This window comes from Bacillus sp. Bvel1, assembly GCF_014872755.1.
Lineage (GTDB): Bacteria > Bacillota > Bacilli > Bacillales > Bacillaceae > Bacillus > Bacillus velezensis.
The window spans coordinates 444,199-463,826 of the sequence record NZ_JAAOBZ010000007.1; the positions used below are offsets into that span (position 1 = coordinate 444,199).

Below are 19,628 nucleotides of genomic sequence, written 5' to 3' on the forward strand. Positions count from 1 at the left end.
TGGTTTCCTCCATTACGCTAATCCCTGTAAAAACCGATCGTTCTTTTTACAGCGGCTTCTATGCTTATTTCGTTTTTCTCCAATTCATCAAGCAGGCGTTCATAAGTCTCAAGCGGGGACGTATCAGTCCCGTAAGTCTCCCGGTGCCTTATATGCTGCGCACTGTGCGGTATCCAGCAATGTGTTTTCGCAAAAGGATAGACAGGCAGGCTGACTTTTTTCGGTCTTTCGTCCTGATACAATTTACTCCAATCAACATGCAAGCCTTGCACCCATAATTTTGCAAGCATTGCATACTTTCCTGCTTCAATCCATTGATCTACGGCCCCGCTCATTTCTGCATTGTCCGTCATCTCTGTAAACAGCTGTTTCATCGCTTTGTTCCGGCCTGTAAAGAAATTCTGCCCCGTCTCCTTGCCGCTGAGGAAATCATTCAGCGCGTTCGTAAGCTCTTCTTTTGTTTCAGCAATGACGGCAAGGCGCTCTTCCATTTCATCCCGGCCAAGCTGAAGCGTATAAGCGATATCCGCAAGAGCTCCGTCAGCTGAATGTGACTTTTCCAAATATCTGCGCAGCTGTTCCGCACGTTCCTTCAGCTGTTCCGCCGTCTTTGCCGAGATAATGAATAAGGACGGCTGAAGTTCACCGGCCGTCCATTGTTTCTCTTCAACAGGAGAAACATATTCTTCGAGCACGACATGAGCATTGACACCGCCAAATCCGAACGAGCTGACACCCGCTCTCCGCGGCAGTTCATTTCCGCTATCATCAGTCGCCGCTTTCCACGGCTGAGTTTCGCGGACGAAATAAAACGGGCTGCCGTCGAGGCTGATATACGGATTAACGGTTTCACAATGCAGACTTTTAACGAGCGTTTTGTGCTGCATCTGCAAAATAATTTTTAAAAGTCCGGCCATGCCGGCGGCAAGCTCTGTGTGGCCGATATTCGTTTTGACGGAACCGAGGCCGCAATGAGGCTGATCGGGTGCCGTTACTCCGGCTTTCTGATAAAGCGCTGCAAAAGCCGCTTTGAGTCCGTTGATTTCTATCGGATCTCCGAGCGCCGTTCCCGTGCCGTGGGCTTCAATATAACTCACTGTACGGGGGTCGATGTTCGCTTGCTGATACGCTTTTATCATGACTTCTGTCTGCGCTTTCGGATTCGGCGATGTAAGGGAAGCCGCCCTTCCGCCATGATTTTCCGCCGTTCCGCGGATAACGGCATAAATACGGTCGCCGTCACGTTCCGCATCAGATAATGTTTTCAAAACAATCATGCCGGCACCTTCAGCTCTGACATAGCCGTCCGCTTGATCGGAAAATGTTTTGCAGCGCCCGTCTTCACTGAGCATTCCTGCTTTATTAAAGCTGATATGCATGTCCGGCGACACAATAGCATTGACGCCTCCTGCAATCGCGATGCCGCAGTCTCCGGCCTGAATTGCCCTGACCGCACGGTGAACAGCGACCAATGAGCTTGAACAGGCGGTTTCAATCGGTTCGCTCGGCCCATGTATATTCAGAAAATAGCTCATGCGGTTCGGACCGATTGACGGAACCGTTCCGGCAGCGGAAGAACCCTCAATCTCTATATGGAACTTTGAAGCTTCCTGAGCGTAACCGCTGTTTGTCGTGCCTGCAAAAATGCCTGTATTTGTACCTGACAGGCTTTTTGCAGAGCAGCCGGCATCTTCAATCGCTTTCCATACATGCATCATTAAAAGTCTTTGCTGAGGATCCATCATTTCGGCTTCATGCGGAGAAATACCGAAAAATAAAGGATCAAATTGAGCGGTTTCATCAATGAAGCCGCCCCACTTTACATTGCTCGCATTTTTACCTTTCTGCGGATCTCCGTAATACTGTCTCCAGTCCCAGCGCTCCGGCGGTATTTCAGAAATGCAGTCCTTTTCTCCGGCTAAATTCTCCCAAAACATTTCCGGATTTTCAGCCATTGGAAATGCACAGCTGATTCCGATTATCGCCACGGGCTCTTCAGGTGCAGCTGCGGTTTTTGTTTTAGGAAGGCGGGACGGAATCGAGAATGGCTCCGTCTTCATTTTTTTACGCTCAACCGGTTTCTCCGTTTCTGTTTCTTCCTGTGGGCCGAATGTATCCGGATGTTCCGTCAGCAAGTATTGGGCAAAACTAAAGACTGTCGGATATTCAAAAAACACGGCTGGCGTCAGTTCAAGCCCATACATTTTATTTAGTTCATTTGCAAACTGCGTGAATGAAACTGAATCAAATCCATAATCTCTCATCTCTGATTCAGCATCTATTTCTTCTTCTTTCACCTTCAGAATGCCTGATATCATATGTTTGAGTTCCGCTTGTACTTTATTTGGCAGATGGACGTGGGTCTTCCTTGACACATGAATGCTGCGTGACGGTTCCGGCGCTTCAGGCATCAGGTTTTTTCGAATCCGTTTCTCGTCGCCTTCTGCCACCATGACCTGGTGTGCTCCGGAGGCAAAAGCGGCGTACAGCGCCTGGATGCCTGAAGCCGATCGCATGGCTTTCATTCCGGTCTGTTCATACATCAGCCGTTCTGTCTCTTTGTCCACGCGCATACCGCCTTCTTCCCAAAGCGGCCAGTTGACGGACAGGGTCTGCCCGCTCCGCTTGTTGTCCCGCACGAGACGATTTCGGCGGGCTGCATATACGTCCATAAATGCGTTGGCTGCCGCATAACCGGCCTGCCCCGGGTTTCCCATACCTCCCGCCAAGGAAGAAAACAGAATGAAAAAGTCCAGCCGCGCATCTTTCGCTGCTTCATCAAGATTGATAAGCCCTTTCACCTTCGGCGCCATGACGGTCTTCCGTTCGTTTTCTGTCTGGTTCAGAATGTAATTGTCGGCGATCACGCCGGCGCCGTGAATGATCCCGTCGAGTGTTCCGTGCTCCTCCTGTATGCCGCGGACGAGGGCGATGACCGCCGCCCTGTCTGTCACATCAACCGGTTGATACAATACGCGGGCACCCGACGCTTCCAAGCGCCGTAAGCGGGCGGAGCGGTCTTTATCAAGCGCTTCCGCCCTTCCCGTTAATATGAGGACGGCGTTTTTGACGCGGGAGGCTATTTCTTCAGCGAAAATCAGCCCGATGCCGCCCGCTCCCCCGGTGAGGAGGTAAACCCCTTCGTCTTTCCACGGAACGGCGCCGCTTTGAAGCGCAGGCAGGTGACGCCAGTTTCTGACGAGACGTTTGCCGGCTTGATAACGGATTTCCGCTTGTTCAGGGTGCGTCCGGTTTTCTTTCAGCTTGGCAAGAAGCGATGATGCTGGCTCGTCCGGATCGGCTTGGATGACTTGGCCGTACAGCTTCGGATGTTCAAGGTGAGCCGTTTTCAGGAAAGCGGCCAGCCCCGCCAATACATTGTCTTCCCCCCTGTCGGGGACAAGAAGCTGGATCAGCGTTTTTCCCTTCTGTTTTTCTTTGATAAGACGCTTGACGATCGCTGACAGCTCCGCCGCGCAGGCGTCATAACGGTCTTCAATCGGACCTTCCCCGTCAGCCGCACATACGGCGCCGTTTATGTCCTCAGCGTTCATTCCGCCATACAGCGTCACGTATCTGAAAGACTCTGCTTGTCCGCCGCCTTCACCCGGCGGTGATTCCTGCCACTTTGGCTGAAGCAAGAGCGGTTTTCCCTCCGTTTCCTCTTCCAGAAAACGGGCGGTGAGCCCCGTCAATCGGACACATACCTCGCCGTTTTCATCACACAGCTCAATATGATAGGCGCCGTCCGCTGAGGAAAGCACCGCCCACATCGTCTCCCGGCACGCAGAAAACACCTGCATATCTTGGAGGGCAAACGGCAGAAACGGCCGTCCGGACGCGGAACCGTCTGAGTGCACGAGACCGATAGAAGCCTGGAGGGCGGCGTCCAGCATGCTCGGATGCAGGATGAACGGCTCCTTTTCTTCGCGGGCGTACGGCGGAAGAGTGAGCTTCGCGAGCACTTCTCCGCTTCCGGCATAGACGGCGTCAAGCGCCTGATGAGACGGTCCGTAGGTGATGCCGAGACTGTCGAATGCTTCATAGCACTCAGCCTTTGACATGCGCCGGCCGCCGCAGCGCGCCTGAACCGCCTCCACATCGAGTACCGGAGCACGCTCCGTCTCTTCGAGCACGGCCTTTCCCTGGAAAAAGACAAGCGGCTCTTCTCCTTCGGCATACGCTTCAAAAGCGATGTCTCCGTTTTCTTCCGGCTGAAGCTTTACATGAAGCGTCACGCCTTCAGAAAGCGCCGTCACCGGACGGAGCCAAACGATCTGTTTGAGCCGGACACCCGCTTTCCCGCCCGGCAAGCCCTCAGCGGCAAGTGTAACGGCGGCCCGGGCCATTTCTAAAGCAGCCGCGCCCGGAAGCACCGGTTTTCCATTGACGATGTGATCGGCAAAAAACGGTTCACGCCCTGAAAAAACAGAAGTAAAGCGCTGGGCGGTAAAGGTCGATGTATTCGCGTGGAGCAGCGGGTGAAGTCTGGCTGCTTTCTCACTTTCCGCTGAGCCTGTTTTGTCAAGTGACACATCAGCTTTTGTGACCCAATATCGGTCTTTGGCAAAAGGATAAGCCGGGAGACTGATGCGGCCCGGGTTGCGCTGATAAAGAGCTGACCAATCGACGTCAAGTCCTTTAACCCAAAGGTCAAGCAGCTTTCCGTATTTCCCTTTTTTCAGCCAGGCATTTATGGTAAGCGCCATATCTTCATCAGAAGTGAGCGAAGCCGCCAATGAATGATGTTTGGCTGTCCTGCCCCGCCAGATATGAGCATGTTCGATATGATCGTTTGAGAAACTCATAAGCTTCATTTTCAGTTCTTCTATCGACTCGGCCGTAAATGCAAGCCGCTCAGCCATCGGTTCTCTTCCCGCCTGAAGCGTGTAAGCGATTTTGGCCAAATCCCCGTCAGAACGTTTTTTTCTTATGACATCATCCAGAAGCTGGCGGGCGCGCTCTGTCAATTGCTGCTCATTTCGCGCTGATAAAATAATAACAGCCGGTTTTTGCGGAGAAACAGACGCGTTTTCCCTTGGTTTCAGGCTGTCAGACGGCACATATTCCTGAATGATGATATGCGCGTTTGCCCCTCCTGCTCCAAAAGAGGAAATACCGGCAATTCTCGGATATTCCTTCATTTCACCCGTGATATTCAAGACAGGTCGTTTCCATTCCGTTTCTTTTTGCTGTACGAAAAACGGAGTGTGCTCAAACTCAATATTCGGATTCAATTCCGCCGCATGCAATGAAGGGGCAATCCTCTTATGTTTCAATTGGAGAAGCAGTTTGGTGATTCCCGCAATCCCGGCAGCGCTTTCTAAATGTCCGATATTTGATTTAATTGAACCGATGGAACAAAACTGCCGGTCTTCTGTTGTCATGCGAAAAGCTTTCGTTAACCCGTCGATTTCAATCGGATCACCGAGCGCAGTGCCCGTTCCGTGGGCTTCCAAGTAACTGACCGTTCTCGGGTGAATGTCTGTCCGTTTCAACGTCTCTGCGATCAGATCAAACTGCGCTTTCGGATTCGGCACCATATAAGCGTTTGTCCTGCCTGCTGCGTTCAGCATGCTTCCTTTGATAACGCCGTAAATATGATCGCCGTCTTTCTCCGCTTGAGCAAGCGGCTTTAACACAATCGCCCCTACTCCTTCACCGTCAACAAAACCGTCCGCCCTGTCTCCGAAAGATTTGCATTTATCACCGGGAGACAGCATTGAAAAAGCGGACAGCCGCTCATAGTGAGCCGGATCAACGATAAGATTGACTCCGCCGGCAATCGCTGTTTCACTCATTCCGCTCCGCAGGCTTTCTGCAGCGAGATGGACAGCTGTTAAAGAAGAAGAACAGGCTGTATCCACAGCCATACTCGGCCCTTGAAAATTGAACAAAAACGATACTCTGTTTGCGATAGACCAGTCGCTGGGAACTGTCGGGTAATTGCTGTTCATCACACCGACAAAGACTCCGATTTTCCGGCTGTCACAAAGCGTGGCCGGGGTGTACCCCGCATCTTCAATGCTTGAATAAGCAGTCTGCAGAAACAACCTTTCCTGCGGGTCCATCCTTTCAGCTTCCGCGGGAGATATACGGAAAAACAGCGGATCAAATTTATCAATGTCATCGAGGAAACCGCCCCATTTTGAATAAATGGCCCCCCATTTTCCGCGTTCCTCGTTATAAAACGTTTTCCAGTCCCAGCGATCTTTCGGCACTTCTGTAATAGAATGCCTGCCGGCTTTTACATTTTCCCACAGCTCATCAACGTGATCGGCGCCCGGATACCGGCCTGACAGACCGATGACAGCGATATCCTGGATATAGGGATCTCCGTTTGTCCTGCTTTCTTCCTCGTTTTGAGGAATTACATTCAGGTTATCTGTGTGATCAGACAGCTGCTCCTCACGCACACCCATCGCTTTCATAAATGCTCCCCGCTGAGAAAGAAGCAGGTAATCCGCGATTTCTTCTATCGTCTGATATTCAAAAAAGAGGGTGCTGGTCATTTGGTCAAACACGTTACGAAAAGCATTTGTGAGCCTGACGACCAGAATAGAATCCAAACCGTATGCGGTTAAGGAAACCGACGGATCCATTCTCCCGCTCGGAATCTTCAGCGTTTTTCCTATTAATTCCGTCAGATATGTGATGCCCCGTTCCCTTACGTTTGAAATCGGCGCGGCGCTTTCTGCGGGAGCCTGCATCCGTCCGGCGTTTTCGGAATGAGCCCGTCCATTCCCGAATTGCCGCTCGAGCGCTTCTTTACGGGAAGACAGAAAGTAATCAGCAAGCTCATCAATGGTTTGATATTCAAAAAACAAAGTGCTGCTGACAGAACCGAAGACGTCTTTTAACGCGTTGGTCAGTCTGACGACGAGTATGGAATCCAATCCGTATGCGGTTAAAGGTTCATGGGATAAAAGACGATGCGCCGGCACTTTAAGCGCTTCACCGATTACCTTCTTCATCAGTTCAACGCTTTTTTCTCTCAAGCTGAAATGCAATGTATCATCCGAAAGACCATCTGCGTCATACGGACGGCGCTCCGGTTTTTCTTCTGACGCCTGCGGGAGGGCAAGCCTGACCGTTCCGTCACTTTCAGCCGCTATAATCTGCTGGCCTAAGTCGTGTGCGGCTTCAGCCGGAAACAGAGGATGGACGAACCCTTCAAGTGAAAGCGCTTCCGACCAACCGGCCGGCTCAACCCCCGGACAGCCCGGAATCCGTAAATCATGATCCTCATACAGCCACCAGCCTTCAAGAAGGCCGAACGTCACATGGTTGAATACGGTGCGGCTGTTGATCTCATTTATAAACAGCTGGCCGTTTTTTTGCAGCATTGCTTTCGCATGGCGCAGCGCAGAGCGGATATTTTTTGTCGCATGAAGCACATTGGTCGCGATCACTGCGTCATACGTGCCGATGTCCGGCGCTTCTGTTGATACCGGCTGCTCAGCGTTGAATATTTTATAAGTGACATAAGGATATTCCGGACCGAATATGTCTTCTGCATGTAAAAGAAATGCTTTAGAAATATCCGTGAAACAATATTCGGCAATATGCGCTTCATACGGTTTCAATTTTCTCATGACCGCGGCGCTCGTCCCGCCCGTTCCGGCTCCGATTTCTAAAATGCGGATTTTCGCCTGCGGGTCTTTTTCCAGACGCTCCCGCAAAACTGCAATCAATGTGTCAGCAAGCTTGTCATTGAAAAAATCAGAAATGATATTATTGCGGTAAATGCCTTCCACAAGACGGAAGGAGGAGTCAGGGAACATCACTTCCGTTGCCGGAAGCTTACCGGTTAAAATGTCTGGAAGCACACGCAATGTCTCTTCTGCCAATCTGACATGCGCCCTCATGTCTTTCCGGCGCAGCCAAGTCTCTTTTTTCCGCTCCCATTCCTCCCACACCTCCCCTAGATCCGTTTTTTCCGGAGCAAGCGCTAATTCAGTCAGGAAGACAAAGCTCTCTTTCAGCCATCTGCTGTATTGTTCCGTTATGCCGGCAGCCGATTGAAATAACGGCAAAGTCTCATCAAGCCTTGCGCCCATCTCATAAAGGGTTGATACAAGTATTTTTTCAATGAGGGATTCCATCTCTCTCATGCAGCTCATGACATTTGATGCTTTTACCCGCTCAGCTTCGTCATTCTGCGTGATGTTAACCGCTAATTGTCCGAGTGCGGAAGGAATCTTTTCCGGATAAACCGTTACTTGTTCTTTCAGATCATCTTTCATAAAAACCGGATCTGTCGTTTTGATCAGCGCCAGCTGGTCATAAGGTCCCGAAAGCAGGGTTTCCAGCGTTTTCATCGCTTCGGGCGCCTCGATAGAAGCGATTCCGTCCCGCTCCATCCGTTTCCGGTATTGTTCTGAAGCGACAACGCCGACACTTCCCCAAAAGCCCCAATTGACAACCTTTACGGCATACGGCGCTTTTTGTGAGATCCGCTTAGCAAAAGCGTCTTTAAACGTGCACCCGGCGGCATAATTGCTCTGTCCCGGCGCTTTTTGAAACGACATCATCGAAGAGAAAAACAGCAAGAAATCCAGCGGTTCCCCTTTAGCTACCCGGGCAATCTGCAAGCTGACATCAGTTTTTGCAGAAAGTGAAGCGCGGAACTGGTCCTCTTCCATATTGGCAAAACTCCGGTCTGATAACACGATGGCGGAATGAATGATTCCGCGCACCTTTCCATGTTCCTTCACAATGGTGTCATACGCCCGCTTGAGAGAATCATAATCCGCAGCATCCGCGCTGAAATATTGCGGTGCGGGACCTAAAGCCGCAAGTCTTTTCAGCTTTCTTTCAATCTGTGTATCTTTTTTCCGTCTCCCGATCCAGACAATTTTCGCCTGATAGGTCTGAATCATATATTCAGTCCATACTTCTCCTATTCCGCCTGCTCCGCCGATAATCACATAAACCCCGCCGTGCCGGTATAATGAAGGCTCACCTGCATGAGGCTGGCAGACGGCCAATTGCTGGCGGTGCCACTGACCTGTACGAAAGACCCACGGATTTCCCTCGGGGTCCGCCGGTAAAGAGAAGATATCGGGAAGATGCCGGTCTCCCCTTTGAGATTCCAAATCAAGAAGCCGGATGCTCCAATTGCTGTATTCTTTTGCGAGCGATCCCGCTAATCCGTGTATGCTTGCATGACTCGGATTGACCTCATCATGTTCATGAATCGGCTGTGCTTGAAACGTGCAGATTGTCAATGATAGTTGTTCCGTGTCAAAATTCAGAAGCAGAAGCGATTTTACCAGCCGGAAAAGCTGCATGACCCCGTGCTCCTGTCCGTCGGCCGTATCCGCATCATAAACGGATGGAATCGGATGATCCGGCGCCGCCCATATCATGTGTTGAAAAGAGCCTTGCGCTTTCAGTGTTTCAGCCATTTGTTCCGCGCTGTCCAAAGAAGTGATGTCCGGAAAACGGACATCGGAATACATCTCTTTCAAAGCCTGCTGAAAATCCGGCCCGCCCCCGATGACGATTATTTTTTCTTCACGCATGAAAGACATGCCGGTTTCCGGAATGGTGACGGTGTTCCAAACCGGTGTCATAAGCAATTCCGTTTCACGGCTTTTCTTCGGCATGACGCCGGCTTTTTGGTTAAACCCGGCGCTTTCCCGCACCTCTTTTATGATAAAATCTTTCACTGCCGCCAGCAGCACGCCGCACTCATCACAAATATGCAGATCAAATTGGTGAACGGAGGCCGCTTTTACCTCCGCATGCACAAATACGGTTTTCGCTAACGGTTTAAAAAGCTGTATTTCTCCGAAGGAAAACGGTACGATAAGCGCAGGCTCTTTTTGAAATTGCAACACATGCGCCATTGCAGTTTGAACAGCGCCATCCAGTAAGGACGGATGCAGGATGTACTGTTTAAAATCCGCTTCCAAGTGTGACGGGAGCGTTAATTTGGCCAGTGCTTTCCTTTCTGTATAAGAGAATTCGCGGATGACCTGAAAACTGTCTTTTTGCACGATTCCCGCCTCAGAGAACGAGTGATAGATGTCTTTCGGCTCCGTTCTCTGCGCAAATGGCGCCGGAAGCTGAAAGACCGGGGCCTCAAACGACGATCCATTTTCTTTACAAATCACTTCTCCTTGCGAAAAGAGAGTGCCGTCCGCTCCTTTTTCCTTAATGACATAGCTTATACGCTCTTTTTCCGCTTCAAACTCTATCATGACGGATCTTGGGTCTGTCCCTGTCACAATCGGCTCCATATACCACACATTTTGAAGAGAGACGACCGGGCGTTCTCCCCACAATGCCGCGCCGTATGCCGCCATTTCAAGATGACAGACTCCGGGGAGCACATATTTTTCGTTCACTAAATGATCTTTAAAGAAATATTCATCCTTGGAAAATATCTTTTGAAACGTCCCTTTCCGGGCGGATGAAACATTCTCATCAAGCAGCGGATGCAGCGCTTCACGCCTTTTGATAGATTGGGGCTTTTTCGTATACCGCTTTTTTTGGTCGGTCAGCCAGGACGTTTCCTTTAAAAACGGATACGTAGGAAGCGGAACTTTCTGATACGGCGTCTCCGGCTTTTTGAAACCTTGAAGGCCTTTGACCCACAGCGCGGCAAATTTTTCAGGATCTGAAACGGATTGGCCTGAAACGTCCGGCCGTCCGGGTGACGCTTTTCCGAAGTAAATATGCCTGCCGCCGCTGTGCCCGCTCACAAAGCCGTCCAATCGCTGTTTCAGCTCGGGAAGGGATGACGCAATGACAGCAAGCCGGAAGGAGAAAGGCTCTCTGCCTGACAATAGGGTGGCAGCGATATTTTCCAGGCTGTATCCGCCGGCAGAAGGCGAGTTTTCCAATCGGGCAAGAAAGGAGCTCAATTTTCCGGCATATTCTTTCAGCTGCTGTTCGGAATGTGCGCTTAGTACGACGGCATGCGGTTTTTGCTCAGTATTCCCGTCCGCTTGCCGTTTTGGCTGATAAGCACCTACGATCAGATGGGCATTAGAGCCTCCTGCGCCGAATGAACTGATTGCGGCGATTCTCGGTTTATCTCCTTCAGCCGGCCACGGCCGATTGTTTCGGACGACATAAAATGGCGAATCAGAAAAAGAAATCTTGCGGTTCAGTTCCTCGGCGTGCAGACTGGCGGGAAGCGTTTCATGTTTCATGCTTAAAAGCACCTTGATTAAACCGGCGATCCCTGCAGCCGCTTCCAAATGTCCGATATTGGATTTCACCGAGCCGATTCCGCAGTCATTTTTCTCATCGGTCTGTTTCTCAAATGCCATAGACAGACCGCGTATCTCAATCGGATCGCCGAGTGCCGTGCCGGTACCGTGAGCTTCAATGTAGCTGATATCCGCCGGACTTACCGCGGCTCTGTTTATAGCGGATAAAACCAGGTCCCGGTGCGCTTCCGGATTCGGCACCGTATACCCGGTCGTTTTGCCGCCGTGATTAGTGGCGGACCCCTTAATGACACCGTAGATGTGGTCGTTGTCCGCAATCGCTTTTTTCAATGGTTTTAACAAAACGGCTCCCGCGCCTTCGCCGGGCACGTAACCGTCTCCGCCTTCACCGAAACTGCGGCATTTTCCTTCAGAAGACAGAAAATGCGATTGGCTTAAAAACATGTATTTTTGCGGATGTAAGCTGAGGTTGACGCCTCCGGCAAGCGCCATTTCACAGTCGCCCGACATAATGGCCTGACAAGCCTGATGGACGGCGACAAGCGATGAAGAACACGCCGTATCAACAGCGATGCTCGGCCCATGGAGATCAAGAAAATAAGAAACCCGGTTCGGAATGCCCCAATATAAGGAGCCGGGGCCTTTATACTGATCTTTGAGGAAACCTTCTTCGTGTGCAATTAATGAATATTCATTCCAGGTCACTCCGGCGAATACACCGATTTGATCCGTCGGCCTCGCCGCCGGGTTCCCGTAACCGGCATCCTCCATCGCTTCCCAGCAGCACGTAACATACAATTTTTGCTGAGGGTCCATTAAATCAGCTTCCCACGGGGAAACAGAAAAAAACAGCGGGTCAAATCGATCCGGACGATCAATAAAACCTCCCCATTTACTGTATGACGCGTATTCTGCCGTTTTCTCTTCCGAGTAATAAGAGCTGTCCCATCTGTCCTCAGGGATTTCGGAGACACAATCTTTATTTTCCATTAAATTGTCCCAAAAATCATGCTGGTTTTCCGCTTTCGGAAACATCCCGCTCATTCCGATAACCGCAATATCAGAACTCCTGTCCGTTCCCGGTTCAGGCACCTTTTCAGCCGCCTGTACAGGAAGCACTTCTTCTTCCTGCCGGCTTCCCGTATCAGGCTCCGTTTCTTTGAATTCAAGAACGCTTTCGGGATTTCGTTTCTGCGCACTTAAAAACTCACTCAATTTCTCAATGTTCGGATATTCAAACAGCAGCGTTTCAGAAAGGCCGGTAAATTCTTTATGCAATATGGTCATGATTTCTTCACTGATGAGAGACGTCACGCCAAGAGTAAAAAAAGCGGTTTTATCTTCTGCTTCGGTCACCTCGGCACCCAGCTTTTCCGCTATTACCGTTCTTAAAAATTCGTTAATACATTTCATGAGGATACCATCCCTTGTACAAAAGAATTTTTCTGTGCTTTAACAAGTTAATCCGCCGTCTATTGCCATTGTCTGTCCGGTCATAAAGGACGATTCAGGAGAAAGCAGAAAACGAACGAGTCCGGTCATATCGTCTGTTTCGCCTAAACGCCCCATCGGCGTCCTTCTGATAATCTGCGATTTTTGTTTTTCCGGCATATTTTTCGTCATATCGGTGTCCACAAAACCGGGCGCAAGTGAATTGACACGGATTCCTTTGGACCCGAGCTCCCTGGCCAGGCTTCGCGTCAAGCCGTCAAGAGCCGCTTTGGATGCGCTGTAGACTGAAGTGCCTTTAAATCCTCTTGAACCGATAATGGAGCTTATGTTAACGATTGATCCGGAATTTTGTTTCAGCATGACCCGGGAAACGTTTCGGGTCAGCTTGATGACTGAACCGATATTCAGATTGAGGATGCGGTCAATGTCTTCATCATTGGTCAGGGGCAGCAGCTGATCAAGGTTCAAACCGGCGTTATTGACCAAGCCGTCTATTCTGGAAAACTTGCGGTATACTTGAAGAACAAACTGTTTCATGGCGGCATCATCCGCCGCATCCGCCGCTTCCCAATAAAAGCGGTCACGGTACTTTTCACTCTCTCTCAATGTGTTAATAAAATCAGATTCACTGCGGCTGAAAGCGGCTACTTTGTAATTCTCATCCAAAAGCGCCTGTACAATCGCTTTTCCGAGCCCCCGGCTACCTCCGCTGACGACCGCTACTTTTCCGTTATTCATATTTGCCTCCTGTTTTACACGTTTCTTATTTTTTTAAATCGGTCATTAGACAGTTTCCGATCTGTAACAGAGATGATCTGCGGTATCTGATATGGCTGCAGCTTCTGTCTGCAATGAGCTACGGCCCGCTTTCTGAAAGATTTGATATCTTCCTCTTTTTCAAGTACGGCCTCTGCCGCGACAATCTCGCCCGTAATCGGATTTTTTCGGCCCGTTATGAGAACATCCCGGACATTCGGTATCTCCAGAAAGACGCTTTCCACCTCTGCCGGAAACACTTTCTCTCCGCCCACATTAATGATTTCACTCTTTCTTCCGAGAATTCTTATATATTCGCCGTCTGTTTCCACCTGGTCACCGGTGTCGTACCAGCCGTCTTCATCGAAAGGTGAGGGTGCGTTTAAATAGCCGAGCATCGCCGACTCAGAACGGACCCAAAGCGTGCCTCCGGTAATTTTGGTCTCTGTTCCGGCACCGCCTACTTTCATCCAAGTGGATTGGCTGTCTTTTGATTTCGTTGAGAATATACCCAGTTCAGTTAATCCGTATGTTTGTTTCAGCCGTACATCCGGAAACAGCCGGTGAATGCCGCGCAGCGTTGATTGGGGCATCGGTTCTGTGCCGTAAGTGATCAGCTGGAGTGAAGACAGGTTATAGCCGGCATCCGCCTTGGACATCAGCAGCATGTTTAAAAAAGTAGGGGTGGCGGGGAGCACTTGGACAGCATATTTGTCGACCGCCTGATAAACGGACTCCGGCGTTCTGCTGTCTGATGTGACGATCGTTCCCCCGTTAAACAGAATCGCAAACAGCGTATTAATGCCGCCTATATGATCCAATTTCAGAAAAATGAGCGTACGCAGCGGTTTTCTCTTCGCCGTTTTGTATTTTTCAAGCAGCCGGCCGGCGCTTAACACGGATGCTTTGCTTTTGCCGGAGGTTCCCGATGTGAAAATAATAATGCCTGACTCCCCTTTCTCGCGCAGGTCATCAAGCAGAGGGTGAGAGGCGCTTTCAGAACCTTCACGAAGCGTCCAGCTGTCATTTTCATTTATTTCAATGATTTGATTCACTTTCGCGTCTTCAAACATATCGAGATGCTTTTCCCTTGATTCATTGCTGAGAGGGACAACGATATTTCGGTTTAACAAAAGCGCCATCAGCAAAAAAATGGCGTTCGGGGAATAATCCCCGATAAGCGCCACACATTCTCCTTCACGTATTCCGTTTTGTTCAAGTTCTTTCTGAAAAAAGCTGATTCGTGTCAGCAAATCATCATACGTAAAAGTCTGCCCTTTAAAAATGAGAAACTCACTGTCCTGCGTTTCCCTAAGCTTATCAGTCACCCAGCTGATATCTCCCCTGCTTTCTGTTTTCATGATTGAGCACTGTCCATGTATTTTTGATAAATATCACAAATGCTGCCGACGGTTGTAATGCTGGAAATCGTTTCTCCTTGGGAAAAAGGATCCACTCCGGTTTCCATCTCCATCTGTGCGACTAATTGAGCGATATCCAGTGATGAGAAGCCCAGATCCTCTATGACTCTCACATCATCTCCCGCTTCGACGGCCCGATATGACTGCTGTTCTTGAATATCCTGAATAATTTGAGCGATGATCTGCTTCATTTCCTTGGTTTGTTCCATTTGCTTTCAGCTCCATTCTTCATTTTATAAACTTCTGATGACCCGTTTATAATCCGGAATATGATCTTGTGAAGAGGTCGGCACCGCCAGCAGCTTATCCACCTTGGAAATGGCCAGCAATGTATGATTCCTTTTCATATAGACTTCAATCTGATAGCTGATTTTCGCCACTGAGATCATACCGAGGGACTCACCGTGAAAGTCGGGATCGCATTCTTCAATGTGTCCCGTCATATAAATATCAAGCTCTTCATCTGCAAAACAATTTCCGTAATAATACGTCTCTCTTTCAAGCAAAAATAAATGCCGCGCGATTGAAACCGGAAAACCCGGCTTCGACCGGCGCGTCATCCATTCAAATTCCGCCGCATCCATTATCTTGCTGAATTTCGCAAACACCATGGCATGCCCCGGCGCAGCATCCTGATCAACAGGAACCCGATATGAAACGGGATCCGCTGTTTTGAGGTTGCCCGGCTTCATACCGAAAGCGTCCGTTCTGATTTTCTTTGACCGCATCAGCGCGTAAGGCGGCTTGGCTAGCTTAGAAAGTTCCGCAATACATTCAGCCTTCGGCGCTGAGACTTTGCGCGTCGAACCTTCTGTTTGTGTGACGTCAACGACAATTAAACTATTGGCTTTCATAGAAGGAAACCGTCCCCGGTCCCACTCGCTTTTATCAGAGCTGACCGCTCCTTTCGGCCCGAACAAATAATCAGATTCTAATATGGTTTCTCCAAACCGGGAGATATCGACTCCGACGGAAACCTCGTCCCATAATCGGTACTGATCAAGAGGCTTATCTGAAGGAACTTTGAGATGTGTCATAAAATAAGCCGGATACAAAATCAGCCCTTGGTGATCGGCCATCTGATCAGGCCGGAATCCCGTTCCGTCCGTTAAATGGTGACTGTGTGCATTGCCGAATAACAGCAGCAGCGCGTACTCATTCAAATTCCCTAATCCGACATGGCTCATCGTTAATTCATGATTTTCAATCAGCATGGTAGTCCTCCGCAGAAAAAATGTAATGTCTGGTCATACTCAGCCTGTAATCGATACCAGCCTTTGCGCAAGAAGGCCGGCTGTTTCTTCCATGAGCTGTTTGCCGATCAAGTCGACATGCCTGTTTCTCCAATTTTCAAGAGGGGTTCCTTTCACCCATTGATTAAACGCGCCGAGCGCAGGGCCGCAATGAATTTGGTAATCTATTTTACTTTCGCTTTTTCCTTCCAGAGCGAGCCTCGTCGTATGGGAAAAATACCATTTAAATACCATCGCCATTTTGTGTTTCGGATTCTGTTCGGCTTTGGCGGTCTGTTCAGGAGATTTATCACGTTTCAACTGCTCATACACTTCCTCAAAACTGCGCTGGAAATACTTATCTTCAATTAATGTTTTCGTTTTTTCATCTATTTCATCTAAAGAATTGTATTGTCTGTACAAGTCAAAGAGTTTATTGGCTCTTGCCGGGAAAAACAGGCCTTTTTTCAGCACCTGCACCCTTGCTCCCGCTTCAAACATATCTCCCGCGGGAGCGTATGACGTATCCTGCACGTTCGCTTCCTGAAGCAGATCTTTCACTGAATCACTTGTCCCGGCTTCGACCGTGCATTGATTAATAGAACCGGTTCCGATAAATTCGGCGCCGAGCAGAAACGCGGCAGCAGCCGCTTCCGGAGTGCCGATGCCGCCCGCTGCGCCGATTCTTACTTTTTTCGCATAACCGTGCTTCTCCATCATGCGGTCTCTGAGTCTGATCATGGCAGGCATTAATGTATACGGAATCCCTTGGTCGGTATGCCCTCCTGAATCCGCTTCAACGCAAATGTCATCAGCCATCGGAATTTCTTTTGCAAGCGCCGCTTCCCCGGCTGTCAGCCGATTGTCAGACACAAGTCTTTCCAGCACATGAGCCGGAGCCGGATTCAGAAAGGCCTCAGCGACTTCAGGCCGGGATACTTTCGCGATGATTCTGTTTTGGACTGACACCGATCCGTCATGATTCCTGCTTAATCCCTTTGCCCTGTATATCACGAGAGCCGGGGTTATGCCCATAAATGCCGATGCTTCAATAAGGTGAATGCCGTTTTTTAAATATAAATCTATCATTCTGACTTCCTTGTCAGGTGACATCATATGATGAAGAAGATTCATTCCGAATGTTTCCCCTTGCCGCAGTGCAGACCGGATGGTTCCGATGGCCTGTCCGATCCGTTCGATACTCAATCCGCCCGTTCCGAAAAAGCCCAGCATTCCCGCTTTTGCCGCTTTAATGACCATCTGTTCCGAAGCAATTCCCCTGTACATGGAGCCCGTCATGTAAGCATATTGGATGTTATAATCTTTTTTAAAATCTTCGTTCCCTAATCTCATTCCCGCCGTTTTTTGGGAATCAGCTGCCGATGCTTTAACATCAGCAGTATCAGACTCTTCTTTCGGCATAGGTAATGGGACGGCATCTTTTTTAATCTGCCTCGTCAGTTTTGTCAGCACTTCCCCGGGCCCGACTTCTGCAATTTCATTATTTTCAAGTCCTATCAGACGGCGTATCGTGTCCGTCCACTTTACCTGATTGGTCATTTGCAAAGTCAGATTTGTTTTGATTTCATCATTCTTATAAGGTGCGGCATGAAGATTTGAGATCACCGGAAAACGAAGAGGCAAAAACGCCGTTTCTTCTAAATAATCCGCGAACTCTTTTGCAGCATCTTTCATATAGCGGGAATGGAAGGCGCCGCTCACATTTAAAGGAAGATACATTCTCACGCCGGCTTTTTCAAAGGCGGGGCCCGCTTTTTGAATGTCTTGTTTCGTTCCGGCGATCACAATTTGCGAAGGTGAATTGTGGTTAGCGATATCAATGCCGGTCAGATGATAATCGGATAGAACCTCTTTTACTTGTTCAGCCGTAAACCCCAAAACCGCCGCCATGCCTCCGGGAGCTGCCTTGCTCATGAGCTCCCCTCTTTTTTTCACAAGCTGCAAACCGGTCTTAAAATCAAAGCAGCCGGCCGCAAATAACGCATTATATTCTCCTAAACTGTGCCCTGCGGCGTAATCGGGCTCTCTGCCGGACTCTTTAATCTTCTTTAAATAACTGAGTGCACTTACCGTATATAACGCCGGCTGGGTAAATTGCGTTTTCCCCAGCTGATGATTCGGATCCTCCAGGCACAATTCTTCTATAGAGTAGCCTAATATGTCATCAGCCTGACGTGTCAGATCTTGAAATTCATCAAACAGCCCGGCTCCCATTCCTTTAAATTGAGAACCCTGCCCCGGGAACACAAACGTAAGCATCTTATCCTCATCCTTTCCCCATCGCCAATTTTGTACATCACATGTGGTTCTCCATACAAAAACGTCTCTTATTTCATATATTGACTGGTGTAAACACCGCCATAAAAATAAAAACACAAACGCGTTTGCGATTCAGCACAGGTTTAAAAATCGCAAACGCATTGTGTTTTCCTTTTCTAACATAATTTATATTAAAACATCTTGCTTGTTTACTGAATGTTTCGCATGACAAGCTGCAGTGCCAATATGCCCGAAAACAGCCATGACGGCACACTTCTCCCTTATCATGTATATGTAGATATATACACTGCAATCATTTTTATAATCCCTATTTCCTCTTCAACGTGCCGAAACAGCGATTGAAATTTAATAGGTGCTTTACTTTAATTTAATAAATTTAACAAATAGTTGCTATTTAAAGAGAATAATATCAATTTATAGATAATAATGTCAAGGCTTTATTTCGTTATTTTCTGACATTTATTCCACAGTTTTATATTCGGTGGACAGTCGGCATAATTGTTTCGGGATAAATGTCAGATAATTCCCTGAACCCTTTTCATGTCAAAGAAAATTCATCGCCTCTCTGTCAATTGGGTCTATACTTATTTTTCATTTTCATATATTATGTAAAAAAAAGACGAATTAGAAAAATTTTTAATCACTTTAAATACTATCCATTAAATACTTTCTTTGTATAATAATTTCTTATTATTCTAAGGAGGATCCAGTCATGAAATGGTACGCACTTTTTGTAGAGTCGGGAAAAGAAGAAGCAGTTCAAAAATTTCTGCGTCTGCAGTTTGATGAGCAGGCTCTCTACTCAATCATACCCAAGAAAAAAGTCACAGAACGAAAAGCCGGAATTAAATACGAGGCACTCAAAAAGATGTTTCCGGGATATGTTCTGTTTAAAACAAAGATGACAGAGCGGACATTTCATAAAATCAAAGAACTCCCCATTTCATGCAGAATCGTGAATAACGGAGCATATTATTCCAAAGAGCGCAAAACCTATTTCACGACAATTAAGGATGAAGAAATCCTCCCTATTATCAGGCTGATCGGAGAAGGAGACACTGTAGATTATTCAAAAGTCTATATTGAAAATTCAAAAGTAACCGTTGCCTCAGGGCCTCTTAAAGGAATGGAAGGCATTATTAAAAAAATCGATAAAAGAAAAAGACGCGCCAAAATCTGCCTGTCTTTTATGGGGCTGGACAAAATGGTCAACGTCGGAATTGAAGTGCTCTCCAAACCCTAGCATTTCAAAAAAAGCATCAACAGCATGTGCCGTTGAT

General features: G+C 48.6%; 7 protein-coding genes. 1 reads left to right on the forward strand and 6 read right to left on the reverse strand.

Annotation, left to right across the window (positions count from 1 at the left end):
- Positions 1-17: 17 nt before the first annotated feature.
- Genes HAP68_RS11405 through fabD form a run of 6 tightly spaced genes read right to left on the reverse strand, consistent with a single transcriptional unit; the run spans position 18 to position 18,327 of the window.
- Positions 18-12,599, reverse strand: coding sequence for a type I polyketide synthase (locus tag HAP68_RS11405; protein WP_024085571.1), 12,582 nt, complete (start codon positions 12,597-12,599; stop codon positions 18-20).
- Positions 12,600-12,638: 39 nt separating this feature from the next.
- Positions 12,639-13,376, reverse strand: coding sequence for an SDR family oxidoreductase (locus HAP68_RS11410; RefSeq protein ID WP_003153268.1), 738 nt, complete (start codon positions 13,374-13,376; stop codon positions 12,639-12,641).
- A gap of 14 nt (positions 13,377-13,390) precedes the next feature.
- Entirely contained in the window at positions 13,391-14,755 is a 1,365-nt protein-coding gene (locus tag HAP68_RS11415) for a long-chain fatty acid--CoA ligase (protein WP_003153266.1), read from the reverse strand.
- Entirely contained in the window at positions 14,752-15,024 is a 273-nt protein-coding gene (locus HAP68_RS11420; protein ID WP_003153264.1) for an acyl carrier protein, read from the reverse strand. The genes HAP68_RS11415 and HAP68_RS11420 overlap by 4 nt, the downstream gene beginning before the upstream one ends.
- A 24-nt stretch (positions 15,025-15,048) precedes the next feature.
- Positions 15,049-16,029: an LnmK family bifunctional acyltransferase/decarboxylase gene (locus HAP68_RS11425; RefSeq protein ID WP_014418317.1), complete on the reverse strand. Its 981-nt coding sequence runs from the start codon at positions 16,027-16,029 to the stop codon at positions 15,049-15,051.
- Between the two features lie 39 nt (positions 16,030-16,068).
- A complete protein-coding gene (fabD, locus tag HAP68_RS11430) occupies positions 16,069-18,327 on the reverse strand; it encodes an ACP S-malonyltransferase (RefSeq protein ID WP_024085574.1) in 2,259 nt (752 codons plus the stop codon).
- A gap of 733 nt (positions 18,328-19,060) precedes the next feature.
- On the opposite strand from fabD, the gene loaP reads away from it, so the two are divergent.
- Positions 19,061-19,591 carry an antiterminator LoaP gene (gene loaP / locus HAP68_RS11435; RefSeq protein ID WP_003153257.1) on the forward strand — a complete coding sequence of 177 codons (531 nt, stop codon included), beginning with the start codon at positions 19,061-19,063 and terminating at the stop codon, positions 19,589-19,591.
- Positions 19,592-19,628 lie beyond the last annotated feature (37 nt).